Raw genomic sequence first — 17,434 nt, forward strand, 5'->3', positions numbered from 1 at the left:
AATTCGTGGAGCTGGTGATGGCCGAACGTACGGCATTCGTCGAGCGCAACACCCTGGAGACCCAGATCAAGGTCTCGATCAACCTGGATGGTACCGGCAAGGCGCGCTTCGATATCGGTGTGCCCTTTCTCGAGCACATGCTCGACCAGATCGCCCGTCATGGTCTGATCGACCTCGATATCGAGTGCAAGGGCGATCTGCATATCGACGACCACCATACCGTCGAGGATGTCGGTATCACCCTCGGCCAGGCCTTCACCAAGGCCATTGGTGACAAGAAGGGCATGACCCGCTACGGCCATTCCTATGTGCCGCTGGACGAGGCGCTGTCGCGCGTGGTGATCGATTTCTCCGGTCGTCCGGGCCTGCAGATGCACGTGCCGTTCACCCGTGCGGTGGTGGGCAACTTCGATGTCGACCTGTTCCAGGAGTTCTTCCAGGGCTTCGTCAACCACGCGCTGGTGTCGCTGCATATCGACAACCTGCGTGGGCACAACACCCACCACCAGATCGAAACCGTGTTCAAGGCTTTCGGCCGCGCGCTGCGCATGGCAGTGGAGCTGGACCCGCGCATGGCCGGGCAGATGCCTTCGACCAAGGGCTGCCTGTAAATGCAGACGGTAGCCGTAATCGACTATGGCATGGGCAACCTGCACTCGGTGGCCAAGGCGCTGGAGCACGTCGGCGCTGGCCGTGTGCTGGTGACTTCCGACGCCAAGGTGATCCGCGAGGCTGACCGCGTGGTGTTTCCCGGTGTTGGCGCGATCCGCGACTGCATGGCCGAGATCAAGCGTCTGGGCTTCGACGAGCTGGTGCGTGAGGTCAGCGTCGACCGTCCGTTCCTCGGTATCTGCGTCGGTATGCAGGCGCTGCTCGAGCGCAGCGAAGAGAATGACGGTGTCGATTGCATCGGCCTGTTCCCCGGCCAGGTGCGCTTCTTTGGCAAGGATCTGAGCGAAGAGGGCGAGCGCCTCAAAGTGCCGCACATGGGCTGGAACCAGGTCAGCCAGGCGGTCAAGCACCCGCTGTGGCACGACATTCCGGACGAGGCGCGCTTCTACTTCGTGCACAGCTACTACGTCGAGGCCGGCAAGCCGCAACAGGTGGTCGGTCGTGGCCGCTACGGCAAGGACTTCGCCGCCGCGCTGGCCGAAGGCTCGCGCTTCGCCGTGCAGTTCCACCCGGAGAAGAGCCATACCCACGGTCTGCAGCTGCTGCAGAACTTCGCCGCCTGGGATGGCCGCTGGTAATGGCCCGCGCCAAGGTTCCCAGTCTCGCGCTCGAACCTGCTCAGGAGCAGGCCGCGCTGTTGATGTTGCAGCGCTTTCTCGATGAGCGTTTCGAGCTGCAGCTGGGGACCTTCGAAGTTCAGGAGGTGCTCGATCTGATCACCCGCGAGCTGGCTCCGCACTATTACAACAAGGCGATTCTCGACGTGCAGGCGCACCTGAAAGACAGGTTCGAAAGCATCGAGAGTGACCTTTGGGCGCTCGAAAAGAACTGAGCGCCTCACCGAATTCAAACTTGAGCAGGTTCAACCGATGCTGATTATCCCCGCTATCGATCTGAAGGACGGCGCCTGCGTGCGCCTGCGCCAGGGCCGCATGGAAGACTCCACGGTGTTCTCCGATGACCCGGTGAGCATGGCCGCCAAGTGGGTCGAGGGCGGTTGCCGTCGCCTGCACCTGGTCGACCTCAACGGCGCCTTCGAAGGGCAGCCGGTCAATGGCGAGGTGGTCACCGCCATCGCCAAGCGTTACCCCAATCTGCCAATCCAGATCGGCGGCGGTATCCGTACCCTGGAGACCATCGAGCACTACGTGCGCGCTGGCGTCAGCTACGTGATCATCGGCACCAAGGCAGTGAAGCAGCCCGAGTTCGTCACCGAGGCCTGCAAGGCCTTCCCCGGCAAGGTGATCGTCGGCCTGGATGCCAAGGACGGTTTCGTCGCCACCGACGGCTGGGCGGAAGTCTCCAGCGTGCAGGCTACCGATCTGGCCAAGCGCTTCGAGGCCGATGGTGTGTCCGCCATCGTTTATACCGATATCGCCAAAGACGGCATGATGCAGGGCTGCAACGTCGAAGCGACCGCAGCGCTGGCTGCCGCCAGTCGCATTCCGGTGATCGCTTCCGGCGGCATCCACAACCTTGGCGACATCGAGAAACTGCTGCTGGCGCGTTCGCCCGGCATCATCGGCGCCATCACCGGCCGTGCCATCTATGAAGGCACCCTGGACGTGGCCGAAGCGCAGAGCTTCTGCGACAGCTTCAAAGGTTAAGTCAGCCGTAGGGTGGAAAGCCTTCATGGGCTGTCCACCGAACAATGGTGGGCAAAAAGAGCGTTGCCCACCCTACAGAACTGCGAGAGCACCGATATGGCACTGGCCAAACGTATCATCCCTTGCCTCGACGTCGACAATGGCCGCGTGGTCAAGGGCGTCAAGTTCGAGAACATCCGCGATGCCGGTGACCCGGTGGAGATCGCCCGCCGCTACGATGAGCAAGGTGCCGACGAGATCACCTTCCTCGACATCACCGCCAGCGTCGACGGTCGTGACACCACCCTGCATACGGTCGAGCGCATGGCCAGCCAGGTGTTCATTCCGCTCACCGTCGGTGGTGGCGTGCGTACCGTGCAGGACATCCGCAACCTGCTCAATGCCGGTGCCGACAAGGTGTCGATCAACACTGCGGCAGTGTTCAACCCCGAGTTCGTCGGCGAAGCCGCCGCGCGTTTCGGCTCGCAGTGCATCGTCGTCGCCATCGACGCCAAGCGCGTATCGGCGCCGGGTGAGTCGGGGCGCTGGGAAATCTTCACCCATGGCGGGCGCAAGCCGACCGGCCTGGATGCCGTCGAGTGGGCGCGCAAGATGGAAGGCCTGGGCGCCGGCGAGATCCTGCTCACCAGCATGGACCAGGACGGAGTGAAGAGCGGCTACGACCTGGGCGTGACCCGCGCCATCAGCGAGGCCGTGCGCGTGCCGGTGATCGCCTCCGGTGGCGTCGGCAACCTGCAGCACCTGGCCGACGGCATCCTCGAAGGCAAGGCCGATGCGGTGCTGGCCGCGAGCATCTTCCACTTCGGCGAATACAGCGTGCCGGAAGCCAAGGCCTATCTGGCCAGCCGCGGCATCGTCGTCCGCTGATGACTGCCTCGCTCGGGCCGCGCAAGCGGCTCTGAGCGACCCGCTCTGCTCCCCGAAGCGCCCGTGCCACGCTGCCTTGGCGCAAAGCTGCGGGCGAGTCGACGGCAAAGTGCCGGCAATCTCGCTAGCATTCTCCGCATATCCCTGAATCCCTCGTCCCCGCGATCGCGGAGGGCATCTTTTGCCGAGCATTTTCGACACGGAGTCTTCATGTTCCTTATTCGTTTCGTGACCATCCTGGCCCTGTCCTGTGGCCTCAGTCTTGCGCGTGCGGAGTCGCTGGTGCTGCTTACGGAGAACCTGCCGCCATTCAACATGTCGGTCACTGGCAACAACTTTGCGCGCGACGACAATGTCTCCGGCATCAGCGCCGACATCCTGCGCGCCGTCTGCGAGCGAGCCGGTGTCGAGTGCCAGCTGATCCTGCGCTTCCCCTGGCAGCGTGTTTACCAGCAGACCCTGGATGATGCCGGTTATGGCCTGTTCTCCACGGCGCGCACGGCCGAGCGCGAAAAACTGTTCAAGTGGGTCGGCCCGATCGCCAGCAACGACTGGGTGTTGTTCGCCAAGGGCGACAGCGCTATCCAGCTGGGCTCGCTGGAGGATGCGCGGCGTTACCGCATTGGCGGCTACAAGGACGATGCCAAGACCCAGTTCCTGTTGGACAAGGGTATCGAGGTGCAGACAGCGCTGCGCGATGCCGAGAACGTGCGCAAGCTCGAGCGTGGGCAGATCGATCTGTGGGTCACTTCGGATCAGGCTGGGCGCTTCGTTGCACGTCAGGAGGGGGTGGAGAGCCTCAAGGTGGTGCAGCACCTGTACAAGGCCGACCTGTACCTGGCGCTCAACCGGCAAACCCCTGATGAGCTGGTGCAGAAGTTGCAACGTACATTGGACTCGCTGCGGGCCGAGGGGGCGTTGAAGAGCATCGAGGCGCGCTACTGAGGCACACTGCCAGTAATCGCTGGGCTGGGGAGGGTATGGCGGTTATTCTGATGAGGTCTGCCTTTTATTAAAAAGAGAAACGCCATGTTCAAACGCCTGCTGATCGCGCTGGGCGGCACCCTTGTGGTGCTGGCCGGTGCCGCGCGCGCCGAAGTGGACCCGAACTACAACGTGGTCCTGCTCACCGAAAACTTTCCGCCATACAACATGGCGAACAACGGCAAGAACTTCGCCCAGGAAGACAACATCGACGGCGTCGCTGTGGATATCGTCAAGGAAATGTTCAAGCGCGCCGAGGTCCAGTACAACCTGACGTTGCGCTTCCCCTGGGATCGTATCTACAAGCTGGCTCTGGAAAAGCCAGGCTATGGGGTATTCGTCACCGCGCGTCTGCCGGAGCGTGAGCAACTGTTCAAATGGGTGGGCCCGATCGGTCCCGATGACTGGGTGATGCTGGCCAAGGGGGACAGCCCGATCAACCTGAGCAGCCTGGATGAGGCCAAGTCCTATCGCATCGGCGCTTACAAGGGCGATGCGATCTCCGAGTACCTGACCGACAAGAGCGTGGATCACAGCACGTCGCTGCGCGACCAGGAAAATGCGCGCAAGCTTGTCGCCGGACAAATCGATCTTTGGGCCACGGGCGATCCGGCCGGCCGTTACCTGGCCAAGCAGGAAGGCATCTCCGGCCTGAAGACCGTCTTGCGTTTCGACAGTGCCGAGCTGTACCTGGCACTGAACAGGGAAACACCCGACGAGATCGTCGCCAAGTTGCAGGGCGCGCTGGATCGGATGCGCGCCGAAGGCTTCGTCGAGAAGACTCTTAACAGTTATCTGTAAGCACCGAATACGCGACCGACTACGAGTCGGTCGCTGGCCATGGACGGCAAGCCACTGAGCGCCAATGACCGGCCTCGGGTCCATGCAAGGATGTCGCTAGCCGAAACCTAAAGCCATGCGAGCGGTACGTCTTATGCTGAAAACTCTGAAGAAAAGCTTGTTCGTCGCCCTGTTTCTCGCCTCCGGCTTCGCCCACGCGGAGCTGCCACGGGATTACAAGGTGGTACTGCTGACCGAGAATTTCCCGCCCTTCAACATGGCGGTGGACGACAAGAACTTCGCCCGTGGCGATAGCATCGACGGTATCAGCGCCGACATCGTGCGTGAGATGTTCAAGCGTGCCGGCATCGATTACACCCTGACCCTGCGTTTCCCCTGGGATCGTGTCTACAAGATGACCCTGGACACGCCCAATGTGGGTTTGTTTTCCACCACCTTTAACGAGGAGCGCAAGCCGCTGTTCAAGTGGGTTGGCCCGCTGGCCAAGACCAGCCGGGTGTTGCTCGCGGCGCCTGATAGCCAGATCAAGGTGTCGAGCCTGCAGGATGCAGCCCAATACCGTATAGGTGCCTACAAGAATGCCGCGGTCAGTCTCTATCTGGCTGGCCAGGGGGTGACCACGTATGATTCGCTGCGTGATCAGGAAAATGCCAAGAAGCTGATGCGTGGGCAGATCGACCTATGGGCCACCACCGATCCGGTGGGGCGCTATCTGGCCAAGCAGGAAGACGTCACCGGCCTGCAGACGGTATTGCACTTCAACGAGTCGGAGTTGTTCCTGGCGCTCAATCGCAACACCCCTGATGAAGTGGTGCAGCGTTTGCAAACTGCTCTGGAGCAGATGCGTGCCGAAGGCGTGCTGGACGATATACAGAGAAACTACATGTGATTGTCGGTGCGGAAGCAGCTGCCCTGTGCGGTGGCTGATCCCGTCGATATGAAGTCTGGGGAGTCGCTCTTATGCTGAAGAAACTGAGTCAACGTCTGCTTTTGGCACTGTGCCTAGGTGCTGGTATCGCTCATGCGGAACTGCCGCGCGATTACAAGGTAATCCTGCTGACCGAGAATTTCCCGCCGTTCAACATGGCGATCGATGACAAGAACTTTGCCCGAGATGACTCGATCGATGGCATCAGTGCTGACATCGTGCGCGAAATGTTCAAGCGTGCCGGCATCGATTACACCCTGACCCTGCGCTTCCCCTGGGATCGTCTCTATCGCCTGACCCTGGACAAGCCCAACTACGGCCTGTTCTCCACCACCTATACCGAGGAGCGCAAACCGCTGTTCAAGTGGGTGGGACCGTTGGCCAAGACCGGCTGGGTGCTGCTCGCTGCGCCGGGTAACGATATCAAGGTGTCGAGCCTCAAGGACGCTGCCAAGTACCGCGTCGGCGCCTACAAGAACGATGCGGTCAGCCAGCATCTGGAAAGCCAGGGTTTGGAGCCACTCAACGCCCTGCGTGACCAGGAGAACGTGAAGAAGCTGGTGCGCGGGCAGATCGACCTGTGGGCCACCACCGACCCGGTCGGCCGCTACCTGGCCAAGCAGGAAGACGTCAGCGGCCTCAACACCGTGCTGCGCTTCAATGACGCCGAGCTGTACCTGGCGCTGAACAAGGACACTCCGGACGAAGTGGTCGAGCGTCTGCAGAAGGCACTGGACCAGATGCGTGCCGACGGCTTCATCGACGACATTACCGAGAATTACCTGTAATCATCTGCGGTTGCGAAAACCGCAGGGTGGGCAGGGCGCAGTAGCCGTGACGCTGGTGCCGGCCCCGGTGCGCTTCACCTCGGCGTCCCGCGACAAGCTCCTGAAGACAAGAAAAAGCCCGGACAGTTGTCCGGGCTTTTTCGTATTGCCTGCTTGTCTCAGTTGCCGCGCGTGACGCTCAGGCCCTTGAGCAGGTTGAGTGCCTGGCTCAGCTGGTAGTCGTCGTCCTGCGGGCGATCCGCACGCGCAGCCTGGGCACCACGGCTGGGGCGATCGGCGCCGCCATTGCCATTGCCCAGGTGACCCTGCAGATCGGCTTCCTTGATGCCTTCGCTGTCCTGCTCGCGGGTGAGCTTGGCGCGTGCCACCTCGATGTCGGGGATGATGCCCTGAGCCTGGATCGAGCGACCGTTGGGGGTGAAGTACAGCGCCGTGGTCAGTTTCAGCGCGCGGTCGTTGTTCAGCGGCAGCACGGTCTGTACCGAACCCTTGCCGAAGCTGTCGGTACCCATCAGCACTGCACGTTTGTGATCCTGCAGAGCGCCCGCGACGATTTCCGAGGCTGAGGCACTGCCACCGTTGATCAGCACCACCAGCGGCACGCCTTCGCTGGCGTCGGCCGGATCGGCGTTGAAGCGCAGTTCGGAGTTGGCCAGGCGGCCTTCGGTGTAGACGATCAGCCCGCTCTTGAGGAAGTGGTCGGCCACTTCCACCGCAGCCTGCAGCACACCGCCCGGGTTGTTGCGCAGGTCCATGACCAGGCCGCTCAGCTTCTTGTTGCCATTCTCCTGGCGCAACTTGGTCAGTGCCTTGCCGACTTCCTCGCCGGTGTTGACCTGGAATTGCGAGATACGCAGATAGCCGTAGCCGTCTTCGAGCATCTGGCTCTTCACGCTGCGCACCTTGATCACGGCGCGGGTCAGGGTCAGGTCGAACGGGCGGCCGCCATCACGCACCAGGGTCAGCTCGATCTTGCTGCCGGCCTTGCCGCGCATCTTGTCGACGGCTTCCATCATCGACAGGCCCTTGGTCGGTTGGCCGTCGATCTTGACGATCAGGTCGCCAGGCTGGATGCCGGCTTTCGAGGCGGGCGTGTCATCGATGGGCGATACCACCTTGACGAAGCCGTCTTCCATGCCGACCTCGATGCCCAGACCGCCGAATTCGCCGCTGGTGCTTTCCTGCAGTTCAGCGAAGGCTTCCGGCTCGAGGTAGGCCGAGTGCGGGTCGAGATTGCTGAGCATGCCCTTGATGGCATTTTCCAGCAGGGTCTTGTCGCTGACCGGCTCGACATAGGCGGCCTTGATGCGGTCCATCACCTCGGCAAACGTGCGCAGTTCATCCAGTGGCAGCGGGGCCTTGCTGCTCGCCGCCGGTGCCGGCGCGGGGGCAGGCTCGGCAGCTTGCAGGGCTGGAGTGCCAAGCAGCAGCCCGAGGGCCAGAGCCAGGCAGGTGGGGCGAAAGCGATGGGGCATGAACACAACTCCTAAATGGATAAAGCGCTTATCCCTGCGCGCGGCACCATTGTGCCGGATCACTCGGACGGCCGTTCTGGCGAATGGCGAAGTACAGCGCCGATGTTTCCTGGCCACCGCTGCTACCAACGGTGGCGATGGGGTCGCCGGCCTTGACCACGTCTCCGGCACTCTTGAGCAGGCTCTGGTTGTGGCCGTACAGGCTCAGATAACCGTTGCCATGGTCGAGAATGACCAACAGGCCGGCGCCGCGCAACCAGTCGGCGAATACCACTCGCCCGCCATGCACGGCGCGTACCTGACTGCCGGCCGGCGCGCCGATCAGCACGCCGTCCCATTTAGTACGAGCGTCGCCGCCGCGAGGGGTTCCGTAGCGTGCTACCAATCGGCCATCGACCGGCCATGGCAGCTTACCTCGCGCGCTGGCGAAAGGCCCGCCATAGACGGCGCCGGAGGTCACCAGTGGGCCGCTTGGCTGACTGCCTGGGCGTGCCTGCTCGGTCTTCTGGGCGGCCAGGGCGCGCTTGCGTGCCTCCTCGGCTTCGCGGGCCTGACGGGCCAGTGTCTCTTCGATGGTCTTCAGCACGCGCCCCAGTTCGGCCTGCTCCTGCTGACGCGCCTTGAGGCGCTGATCACGGCTGGCGAAGTCGCGGTTGAGCTTGGCCAGGGCTTGCTGGCGTTCCTTGCGCGCCTCGGCGAGCTTGGCGTGACGCTCATCCAGACCGGCCTTCTGCGCCTGGAGCTGGGCCTGGTGGCTGGTGATTTCCTGCTCGACGTTGGCCAGCTGGCGCAGGGTCTCGTTGAAGGCCGAGAGCTGTTCGAGGCGGGCTTGGCTGAGGTAGTCGTAATAGGTCAGGGTGCGCGAGAACTTTTCCGGGTTCTGCTGGTTGAGCAGCAGCTTGACATACTCCTGGCGCCCGCTCTGATAGGCGGCCCGCGCCTGGATGGCGATCAGTCGCTGCTGTTCAGTGCGCGCGCTCTGGAGTTTTTTTTTCTCCTGATCCAGGCGCTGGATTTCCTGCTCGCTGTCCTTGAGCTCGTGCTGCAGGTCCTTGACCTGGCTTTCCAGCTCGCCCATCTCGGTCTCGGTCTTCTTCAACTGCTGCTGCACGCCGGATTTCTCCTGCTGCAGTTTCTCCAGCAGCTTCTTCAGCTCGGCGACGTCCTGGCGTGCGGCTTCCAGCTGGCGCTGGGTATCGGCACGCTGATCGGCGATGGCCGGAGCGATCAGGCTGCTGAGCAGAATCAGGACGAGGATGCGAAGCATGGGCGAGGCGACACCGGAGGGCGAATTGAGGCCTAGTATGCCCGCGCTGCCGGGCAAAAAAAACGCCCCAGGCCTTATGGCGCGGGGCGTTTCTTGTTTTCTGTCGATTACTGCAACTCGACGATGGTCTTGCCGGTCATTTCGGCTGGCTGTTCGAGGTCCATCAGCGTGAGCAGCGTCGGTGCCACGTCGGCCAGTACGCCCCCTTCGCGGATGCGTGCCGGGCGCTTGCCAACGTAGATGAACGGCACCGGTTCGCAGGTGTGGGCGGTGTGCGCCTGGCCGGTGCACTCGTCTTCCATCTGCTCGACGTTGCCGTGGTCGGCGGTGATCAGCGCTTCGCCGCCGACCTTGTCCAGTGCCTCGGCAATGCGGCCGACGCAGGTGTCGAGGGTTTCCACGGCCTTGACTGCTGCCTCGAACACGCCGGTGTGGCCGACCATGTCACCGTTGGCGTAATTGACAATGATCACGTCATAGCGCTGATTTTCGATGGCATCGACGATCTTGTCGGTGACTTCCGGTGCGCTCATTTCCGGCTTGAGGTCGTAGGTGGCGACGTTCGGCGACGGAATCAGGATGCGCTCTTCGCCCTCGAACGGCTCTTCGCGGCCGCCGGAGAAGAAGAAGGTGACGTGAGCGTATTTCTCGGTCTCGGCGATGCGCAACTGGGTCTTGCCGTTTTTGGCCAGGTATTCGCCGAGCACGTTGGTCAGCGCTTCCGGAGCGAAGGCGCTGGGCGCTTTGATGCTCGCCGCGTACTGGGTGAGCATGACGAAGCCGACCTGCGGCGCGCGTTTGCGCTCGAATTCCTTGAAGCCCGGCTCGACGAAGGCGCGGGTCAGTTCGCGGGCGCGGTCGGCGCGGAAGTTCATGAACACCACGGCGTCGCCGTCCTCGACCTGCACCGGCGTGCCGACGGTGGTGGCCTTGACGAACTCGTCGCTCTCGCCGCGCTCGTAGGCGGCCTGCAGGCCTTCGACTGCGCTGGCGGCGTTGAACTGGCCGGCGCCGTCGACGATCAGGTGGTAGGCCTGCTCGACACGATCCCAGCGGTTGTCGCGGTCCATGGCGAAGTAGCGGCCGGTGAGGCTGGCGATGCGACCCTTGCCGAGGCGGGCGAAGGCGGCGTCGAGCAGTTCGATGGACGGCTGCGCGCTCTTGGGCGGCGTGTCGCGGCCATCGAGGAAGGCGTGCAGGTAGATCTTCTCGGCGCCGCGCTTGGCGGCTAGCTCGGCCATGGCGACGATGTGATCCTGATGGCTGTGCACGCCGCCATCGGAGAGCAGGCCGAGGATGTGCACGGCCTTGCCGGCGGCCACGGCCTTGTCCACGGCCTGGTTGATGGTCGCATTATCGAAGAATTCGCCGTCGCGGATTGCCTTGGTTACGCGGGTGAAGTCCTGGTACACCACACGCCCTGCACCGAGGTTCATGTGGCCGACCTCCGAGTTGCCCATCTGTCCGTCCGGCAGGCCGACATCCATGCCGCTGCCGGAGATCAGGCCGTGCGGGTAGGTGGCACGCAGGCGGTCGTAGACCGGTGTGTTGGCGGCGTAGATGGCGTTGTACTCGGGTTTGTCGCTGTGACCGAAGCCGTCGAGGATGATCAGAACCAAGGGTTTTGGCGTGGCACTCATTAAACTGGCTCGCTCTGCGTCTGAGGGGGCAATGGAACAGCCCGGCATTTTAGGGCCAAGCGCCTGGCGCGTCACTGCCGGACGGGGTTTGGCCGACCTGTGGGGCTGTGTATACTGGCCGGCATTTTACCGCCCTGGGTCCTATAGATGCTCGCTCACCTGATTGAATTCATCACCAACCACTATCTTCTGAGTGGAACGTTTGCCGTTCTGCTGGTGTTGCTGATCATCACCGAAATGCGCAAGGGCGGGCAGAGCCTGTCCAGCCGCGAGCTCACCGCGCTGGTCAACAGCGACCAGGGCGTGGTGCTCGACGTACGTGCGCAGAAGGACTTCTCCGCAGGCCATATCGTCGATTCGCTGCACATCCCCTACGACAAGGTGGTTACGCGCATTACCGAGCTGGAGAAGCACAAGGCCAAGACCATCGTCGTGGTCGACGCCATGGGTCAGCACGCCGGCAGCATCGCCCGCGAGCTGAAGAAGGCCGGTTTCACCGCCGCCAAGCTGTCCGGTGGCATCGCTACCTGGCGTGGCGACAACCTGCCGCTGGTGAAGTGACATGGCCAGCGTGGTCGTCTACTCCAGCGACTGGTGCCCCTACTGCATGCGGGCCAAGCAGCTCCTGGCCAGCAAAGGGGTGGACTTCGAGGAAATCCGCGTTGACGGCCAGCCGGCCATTCGCGCGGAGATGACCCGCAAGGCCGGGCGCACCTCGGTACCGCAAATCTGGATCGGCAGCACCCACGTGGGTGGTTGTGACGACCTCTATGCCCTGGAGCGCGCCGGCAAGCTCGATGCGCTGCTGCAGAGCCCCGCTTGAACACTCAACGTTAAGGAAGGCAAACGCCATGACCGAGCAAGCCAACAGCGGCGCAGCCGCTGACGATTCGCAGAACCCGCAATTCTCCCTGCAGCGCATCTACGTCAAGGACCTGTCCTTCGAAGCGCCGAAGAGCCCGGAAATCTTCCGTCAGGAGTGGACGCCGAGCGTTGGCCTGGACCTGAACACCCGCCAGAAAGCTCTGGACGGCGACTTCCATGAAGTCGTGCTGACCCTGTCGGTAACCGTGAAGAACGGCGAAGAAGTCGCCTTCATCGCTGAGGTTCAGCAGGCAGGCATCTTCCTGATCAAGGGCCTGGACGCCGCTTCGATGAGCCACACCCTCGGCGCGTTCTGCCCGAACATCCTGTTCCCGTATGCCCGTGAAGCGCTGGACAGCCTGGTGATCCGTGGCTCGTTCCCGGCGCTGATGCTGTCGCCGGTGAACTTCGACGCGCTGTACGCCCAGGAGCTGCAGCGCATGCAGCAGTCCGGCGAAACCACCGCTCACTAAGCGCGGCTCGGTTGCATGAAAAAGCGCCCCGCGGGGCGCTTTTTTGTGTCCGTCTGGCGCCTTACTCGGCGTCGGCGAAGCCGTTTTGTCGCCAGGCTTCGTAAACGGTCACGGCCACGGTGTTGGAGAGGTTCAGGCTGCGGCAACCGGCGCGCATCGGCAGGCGCACACGCTGCTCGGGTGGCAGGGCATTGCGCACGTCCTCGGGCAGGCCGCGGCTTTCCGGGCCGAACAGGAAGGCGTCACCGGGCTGGTAGGCGACCTCATGGAACGGCTGCGAGCCCTTGGTGGTGAAGGCGAACAGGCGCGGCTGGCCAAGGCTGTCGAGGCAGCTCGGCAGGTCCGGATGGCGCTTGAGCGTGGCGTATTCGTGGTAATCCAGGCCGGCGCGGCGCAGGCGCTTGTCGTCCAGCTCGAAGCCCAGTGGCTCGATCAGGTGCAGCTGACAGCCGCTGTTGGCGCACAGCCTGATAATGTTGCCGGTATTGGGCGGTATTTCCGGTTGAAAGAGGATGACGTGGAACATGCAGCACTCCGAGCACTGGGACGAGCGCCATTCTACGCCGCCAGAGGATCCACGGCCGCGTTTGCGCTGGCGTTTTATGGCGTCGGTGATGCTGATCGCCTTCCTCGTCGGGGTCATGCTCGGGCGTCTGTTCGAGCCGCCGCGCATTCATATCGAGGACGTCGAGCCCTGGGAGCAGGGGCTGCAGCTCTGGCTCAACCGTGAGCCACAAGCTCGCGTCGAGCATGTCGACGGCGCTCTGGTGTATCGCTACGAGGATGCCTACGGGCGGGTGCGCGATGGCCAGCTCAAACTGCCGCTTGGCCTGGTGAACTGGCGTGTGGAGCGCGACGGAAGGGATCTGCTGCTGGTGCTGGTCTCGCCCCGTCCGCTGGACGGGGAGTGGCGCGGTGCACAAGAGGATGGACGTTGGCGTGCGCGACTGGCACTGCGTCCCGAATAAAGAAGGGGATCCCCCGGCCTGCCTGTACCAAGGTCCCCGAAACTGACAGCGCTGCGCTCTGGGATGAGCGGCGGCGCCGGTTGTGACGCGGTGAGCGCGTCGAATAAAGAAGGGATCCCCAGCCTGCCTGTACCAAGGTCCCCGAAACGGGCTGCGCCGGGCTCTGCAATGAGCGGTGGCGCTGGTCGTGACGCGGCGAGCGCGTCGAATAAAGTGGGGATCCCCCGGCCTGCCTGTACCAAGGTCCCCGAAACGGGTAGCGGCGTGCTCTCGAATGAGCGGTGGCGCCGCTTGTGACGTGGTGATCACGTCGAATAAAGAAGGGGATTCCCCAGCCTGCCTGTACCAAGGCCCCCGAAACTTGAGTTGCTTAAGCCTATGCAGGGCGTGTGCCAGTTTTCTTACATGGACGTGAAGCCCTTGTTTCCTGGGCTTTGCGGAGGGCAGGCGGGCGCAGCGAGGCGTTCGTTGCGGGAGACGTGCACCAGTGTGCAGCGTGATGCACCGGCGGCGCACCACGCGGTGAACGGAGCTGCCCGGCTACGTGGTGCACGCTGGTCGTTGCGACGCAGCGTGCGCAGGCCGGGCAGCGCTTAGCGGGGCAGCAGCCTGAGCGTGCCCTGGCTGTTGGCCGTCACATCCTCGGTGTTCAGGTGTTGTGGACGGTATACGCCGAGCACGTGACCGGCGGCCTGGTCGGCGTAGTGTGGGTCGAAGGGGACGCCGCTCTGGCCCACGGGGTTGCCGCCGAGCGCCGTGCTGGCATCGGCCAGGTCGATCAGGCGTCGGGTCGAGGGGCCGTAGACCACTGGCCAGGGCGCTGGGCCGATCTTGTGCGAGAGGTTGTCCGGTACTTCGTGGCTGCCCGGCGCGGCGAACGGGCCGGCATTCAGCAACCAGGCCAGCGGCTGTTGCTGGCCCAGCGGGTGGCTGTGGGTCAGGGTATGGGCGCGTCCCCATTGCCAATCGGCGGGGTCATCACCGAACTGCGCGTGCAGGTGCGCCAGGCTGGCACGCCAGGCGTCGGCGACGATCTGTGCGCGGGTTTCCTCGCCGCTGCCCCCCTGGCGCCGCCACCAGGGCGAAGTCGCGTCAGCTGTCAGGCGCGGCAGGGCGATGTCGAGCGCGCGGCTTTGCAGCAGGCTGTCGAAGAAGGCAACGCCCAGTTCATCGGCCATGGCCTCGTGGGCCAGCTGGTAGAGCAACTGGCTGAACAGGGTGGCGCTCACCGAGTCCAGCGGATGTTCGCCGTTCCAGTCGGCCAGGGCCTGCACCATGGCTTGCTCCTGCTCGCCCTGGGCGGCGGCGCGCAACTCGTCGAGGATCGGGGTCAGCACCCGTTTGGGGTAGTCGCTACCGGTATCGAGCTGCAGGGCCTGGCTGTTGTGCAGGTCCCATTTCACCGAGGCATCGCTCAGGCGCTGGTTCAGGCGCTGGCCGCGGTCAGGCAGGTTGTAGTAGCCGGGAATCTCGATGCCGCTGGCCGGCACCGGCTGGTAATTGGCCGAGACGATGTAGCCGCGCTGCGGGTTCTCTTCCTGTGGGTTGGCGCTGAATGGTTGGTAACCGAGCTTGTCCGCTTCGCTGCTGGCACCGTCGAGAATGAAGGTCGGATTGACCCCGCTCGGGCGTAGCGGCAGTTTGGCGGCCGCCCACCAGCCGATATCGCCGGCGGCATTGGCCCAGACCACGTTGAGGCCGGGCGCTTCGATCTTCTCGGCGGCGGCGCGGGCCTTGTCCAGGCTGTCGGCGCGGTTCAGCTGGTAGAAGGCGTCGAGGAGCGGGTTGTCGGTCTCCAGGAAGGCCCACCACATGGCGATCGGCGTGCTGCCGCTGGTCTGGCCCAGAGCATCGTTGATGATCGGGCCGTGCGGTGAGCGGCGCAGAGTGATCTGCACCGGCTCGGCGCCTTTGACCCGGATGCTCTCGGTACGTTGTTGAAGATCGACCCAGTTACCGCGATACCAGACCTGCTCGGGATTGTTCGGGTTGACGCGCTCGGCGATCAGGTCGAGATCGTCGTTCTGGAACATCGTCAGGCTCCAGGCGAAATCACGGTTGTGGCCGAGCATGGCGCTGGGGATCAGCGCGTGGTGGTAACCGTACAGCTCGTAGCCGGGTGCCTGCAGGTGGGCTTCGTACCAGACTGCCGGCAGCGAGAAGCGAATGTGCGGATCGCCCGCCAGCAGCGGTTTGCCGCTGGCGGTGCGGCTGCCGGACAGCGCCCAGGCGTTGCTGCCCTCGAACTGCGGCAGGCCAGTGCCTTGTAAGGCGCTGTTGCTGAGCTGGGCCAGGGCGGACAGGTCCTTCCAGTCATTGGCGGCCAGGGAAGGGCCAAGTACGCCCTGTGGGTGCCAGTCGAGGTCGAAGACCTTGAGGTAGTCCGCGCCCAGCTCGTTGCGGATATGCGTCATCAGCGGTTCGGTGCGCAGTGCGGCCGCGAAGCTGTAGGCCATGTAGCCGGCGACGCTCAGGGTGTCTGCCAGGGTAAATGGGCGCGGCTCGATGCCCAGCAGGTCGAACTCCAGCGGGCGTGGCCGGTTGGCCTGGTACTGGTTGACCCCTTCGAGGTAGTGCAGCAATGCCTGGGTGGACGGGCTGGCGGGATCCAGGCGGGCCGCGTAGGCATCGGCATGGCGGCCGATTTCCAGGGTGCGGAACAGACGATCAGTGGGGACCAGCTTTTCGCCGAGCACCTCGGCCAGCTCGCCGCGCGCCAGGCGCCTGAGCAGCTCCATCTGGAACAGACGGTCCTGGGCATGCACGAAACCCAGGGCGCGGTACATGTCCGCCTCGTTCTCGGCGCGGATGTGCGGCACGCCGCGTTCGTCGTAGTCGACCGTGACCGGCGCCTGCAGGGCCGCGAGTACCTGCTCGCCGTCGCGCTGCGGTTGCTTGTCGTGCAGGTACCAGGTCAGGCCGCCAGCCGCGGCGGCAATCACCAGGGCAAGGGCGGTCAGGGAGCGTTTCATCGAGCGATCCTTATTGTTGTGGGGCAAGCGAGCGAGCATTTTGCGCGGGCGCCTGCGTGCCGGCATTGACCTTATGCCTCAATATTGAAAGTCTATGGTCAATATCTGTCTGAGTCTGCCATGGTCGACAACGCCTTCGTCGCACTCACCCACTCTTCAACCTTGCGCCGCCTGCTCTACGAGGCGCTGGCCGCATTGGGGTTCGATCCTACCGATACCTACCGCCGCGCCTATGCCGGTGTGGCGCTGGCGGCTCCGTTGCTGGAGGCGCGAGAGGAACACGACAATGCGCCGCGCTTCTGGCAGGCGCTGGAGGGAATCAGCGGGGATGTCGACATCGGCCTGCACCTGGGCGAGGTGATGCAGCCACGGCCGATGGACGTGGTCGGTTACCTGCTGCTGGCGGCGCGTGATCTGCGCCAGGGCCTGCAGGCCTTCGTGCGCTTCCAGCACATCCTCTCCGGTGGCTTTGCCGCCAGGTTGGAGGAGCAGGGCGATGAAGTGCGTCTGGTGATCGATCTCAACTACCGCGAGGTTGGCTCGTTGCGTCAGCAGATGGAGTGTCTGGCCGTGCTGCTGAGCAAGATGCTGGCGTCTGCGGGCGGCGAGTTGCCACTGCTGGGCGTGGAGTTTCGCCATCGCGCGCCGCGCAGGTTAGCCGAGCACCGCCGCCTGCTCGGTGTCGAACCGCGCTTCTCACAGCCACATGACGTGCTGATCCTGTCGCGTGCGTCGCTCTCGCGGCCCTCGCGCAGTGCCAGCCCGCGCTTGTTCGAGGTGCTCAGCGAGGAAGCCGAGAAGCAGTTGGCCGGATTGCTGGAGAACCAGCTGCTGGTGCGGGTGCGCTACTGGCTCGAGGTCAATCTGGGCGCGACGACCTGCAGCCTGGAGGCTTGTGCAGTGGCGCTGGGCAGCCCGCGCAGTACCTTGCAGCGCTCGCTGAGCGAGCAGGGCAGCAGTTTTCGCGCATTGCACGACGAGGTGCGGCGCTTGCGCGCATTGCGCCTGCTGGATCAGGGCCTGGGTGTGCGTGAAGTGGCGCGTGCGTGCGGCTTTGCCGAGCTGTCGCCGTTTTACCGGGCGTTTCGCCGCTGGCAGGGCGGCACGCCACGCGGGCGTGGCTGAGGT

Annotated in this window: 19 protein-coding genes; 14 read left to right on the forward strand and 5 right to left on the reverse strand. The window is 63.8% G+C overall.

Going from position 1 to position 17,434, the window contains the following annotated elements; all coding sequences use genetic code 11:
• Positions 1 to 17 precede the first annotated feature (17 nt).
• The 9 genes from hisB to ACN8M7_RS19495 all read left to right on the forward strand — a co-directional run bounded on the left by hisB (position 18) and on the right by ACN8M7_RS19495 (position 6,647).
• Positions 18 to 611 carry an imidazoleglycerol-phosphate dehydratase HisB gene (gene hisB, locus ACN8M7_RS19455; protein ID WP_061240087.1) on the forward strand — a complete coding sequence of 198 codons (594 nt, stop codon included), beginning with the start codon at positions 18 to 20 and terminating at the stop codon, positions 609 to 611.
• A complete protein-coding gene (hisH, locus tag ACN8M7_RS19460) occupies positions 612 to 1,250 on the forward strand; it encodes an imidazole glycerol phosphate synthase subunit HisH (RefSeq protein ID WP_061240089.1) in 639 nt (212 codons plus the stop codon). It abuts the gene before it with no gap.
• On the forward strand, positions 1,250 to 1,504 hold the full coding sequence (locus ACN8M7_RS19465; RefSeq protein ID WP_061240091.1) for a DUF2164 domain-containing protein: 255 nt from the start codon (positions 1,250 to 1,252) through the stop codon (positions 1,502 to 1,504). Before hisH ends, ACN8M7_RS19465 begins: the two co-directional genes overlap by 1 nt.
• A gap of 37 nt (positions 1,505 to 1,541) precedes the next feature.
• Entirely contained in the window at positions 1,542 to 2,279 is a 738-nt protein-coding gene (hisA, locus tag ACN8M7_RS19470) for a 1-(5-phosphoribosyl)-5-[(5-phosphoribosylamino)methylideneamino]imidazole-4-carboxamide isomerase (RefSeq protein WP_490261842.1), read from the forward strand.
• Positions 2,280 to 2,375: 96 nt separating this feature from the next.
• Complete coding sequence (gene hisF, locus ACN8M7_RS19475) at positions 2,376 to 3,146, forward strand: imidazole glycerol phosphate synthase subunit HisF (RefSeq protein WP_490261843.1); 771 nt, start codon at positions 2,376 to 2,378, stop codon at positions 3,144 to 3,146.
• Positions 3,147 to 3,356: 210 nt separating this feature from the next.
• Entirely contained in the window at positions 3,357 to 4,091 is a 735-nt protein-coding gene (locus tag ACN8M7_RS19480; RefSeq protein ID WP_490261844.1) for a substrate-binding periplasmic protein, read from the forward strand.
• Between the two features lie 84 nt (positions 4,092 to 4,175).
• Positions 4,176 to 4,931, forward strand: coding sequence for a substrate-binding periplasmic protein (locus tag ACN8M7_RS19485; RefSeq protein ID WP_490261845.1), 756 nt, complete (start codon positions 4,176 to 4,178; stop codon positions 4,929 to 4,931).
• Between the two features lie 133 nt (positions 4,932 to 5,064).
• Entirely contained in the window at positions 5,065 to 5,820 is a 756-nt protein-coding gene (locus ACN8M7_RS19490) for a substrate-binding periplasmic protein (RefSeq protein ID WP_061240101.1), read from the forward strand.
• A gap of 71 nt (positions 5,821 to 5,891) precedes the next feature.
• Complete coding sequence (locus ACN8M7_RS19495; protein ID WP_061240103.1) at positions 5,892 to 6,647, forward strand: substrate-binding periplasmic protein; 756 nt, start codon at positions 5,892 to 5,894, stop codon at positions 6,645 to 6,647.
• 158 nt (positions 6,648 to 6,805) lie between these two features.
• Here the strand turns inward: ACN8M7_RS19495 and ACN8M7_RS19500 are convergent, their stop codons facing one another.
• The 3 genes from ACN8M7_RS19500 to gpmI all read right to left on the reverse strand — a co-directional run bounded on the left by ACN8M7_RS19500 (position 6,806) and on the right by gpmI (position 11,029).
• Positions 6,806 to 8,122, reverse strand: a complete 1,317-nt coding sequence (locus tag ACN8M7_RS19500) for a S41 family peptidase (protein WP_490261846.1) — start codon at positions 8,120 to 8,122, stop codon at positions 6,806 to 6,808.
• A gap of 28 nt (positions 8,123 to 8,150) precedes the next feature.
• Positions 8,151 to 9,389 (reverse strand): murein hydrolase activator EnvC family protein, encoded by a 1,239-nt coding sequence (locus ACN8M7_RS19505; RefSeq protein WP_061240107.1) that lies wholly within the window; start codon positions 9,387 to 9,389, stop codon positions 8,151 to 8,153.
• Positions 9,390 to 9,496: 107 nt separating this feature from the next.
• Positions 9,497 to 11,029, reverse strand: coding sequence for a 2,3-bisphosphoglycerate-independent phosphoglycerate mutase (gpmI, locus tag ACN8M7_RS19510; RefSeq protein WP_490261847.1), 1,533 nt, complete (start codon positions 11,027 to 11,029; stop codon positions 9,497 to 9,499).
• A 147-nt stretch (positions 11,030 to 11,176) separates the two neighbouring features.
• On the opposite strand from gpmI, the gene ACN8M7_RS19515 reads away from it, so the two are divergent.
• The 3 genes from ACN8M7_RS19515 to secB are packed head-to-tail and all read left to right on the forward strand — an operon-like array spanning position 11,177 to position 12,366.
• Positions 11,177 to 11,590 (forward strand): rhodanese-like domain-containing protein, encoded by a 414-nt coding sequence (locus tag ACN8M7_RS19515; protein ID WP_490261848.1) that lies wholly within the window; start codon positions 11,177 to 11,179, stop codon positions 11,588 to 11,590.
• 1 nt (position 11,591) lies between these two features.
• On the forward strand, positions 11,592 to 11,852 hold the full coding sequence (gene grxC / locus ACN8M7_RS19520; protein WP_037002286.1) for a glutaredoxin 3: 261 nt from the start codon (positions 11,592 to 11,594) through the stop codon (positions 11,850 to 11,852).
• Between the two features lie 28 nt (positions 11,853 to 11,880).
• The gene (gene secB / locus ACN8M7_RS19525; RefSeq protein WP_490261849.1) at positions 11,881 to 12,366 is read left to right on the forward strand and encodes a protein-export chaperone SecB; all 486 of its coding nucleotides are present in this window, start codon (positions 11,881 to 11,883) and stop codon (positions 12,364 to 12,366) included.
• Positions 12,367 to 12,427: 61 nt separating this feature from the next.
• Here secB and trmL read toward each other — a convergent pair whose 3' ends face one another.
• Positions 12,428 to 12,892: a tRNA (uridine(34)/cytosine(34)/5-carboxymethylaminomethyluridine(34)-2'-O)-methyltransferase TrmL gene (trmL, locus tag ACN8M7_RS19530; RefSeq protein WP_061240117.1), complete on the reverse strand. Its 465-nt coding sequence runs from the start codon at positions 12,890 to 12,892 to the stop codon at positions 12,428 to 12,430.
• Here trmL and ACN8M7_RS19535 point away from each other — a divergent pair.
• Entirely contained in the window at positions 12,891 to 13,334 is a 444-nt protein-coding gene (locus tag ACN8M7_RS19535; RefSeq protein WP_061240118.1) for a hypothetical protein, read from the forward strand. The genes trmL and ACN8M7_RS19535 overlap by 2 nt on opposite strands.
• A 593-nt stretch (positions 13,335 to 13,927) precedes the next feature.
• Here the strand turns inward: ACN8M7_RS19535 and ACN8M7_RS19540 are convergent.
• Positions 13,928 to 16,306, reverse strand: a complete 2,379-nt coding sequence (locus ACN8M7_RS19540; RefSeq protein ID WP_490261850.1) for a penicillin acylase family protein — start codon at positions 16,304 to 16,306, stop codon at positions 13,928 to 13,930.
• 120 nt (positions 16,307 to 16,426) lie between these two features.
• On the opposite strand from ACN8M7_RS19540, the gene ACN8M7_RS19545 reads away from it, so the two are divergent.
• Positions 16,427 to 17,431: an AraC family transcriptional regulator gene (locus ACN8M7_RS19545; RefSeq protein WP_061240120.1), complete on the forward strand. Its 1,005-nt coding sequence runs from the start codon at positions 16,427 to 16,429 to the stop codon at positions 17,429 to 17,431.
• The last annotated feature ends 3 nt before the right edge of the window (positions 17,432 to 17,434 follow it).

Source organism: Pseudomonas spartinae (genome assembly GCF_965197125.1).
Classification (GTDB): domain Bacteria; phylum Pseudomonadota; class Gammaproteobacteria; order Pseudomonadales; family Pseudomonadaceae; genus Aquipseudomonas; species Aquipseudomonas composti_A.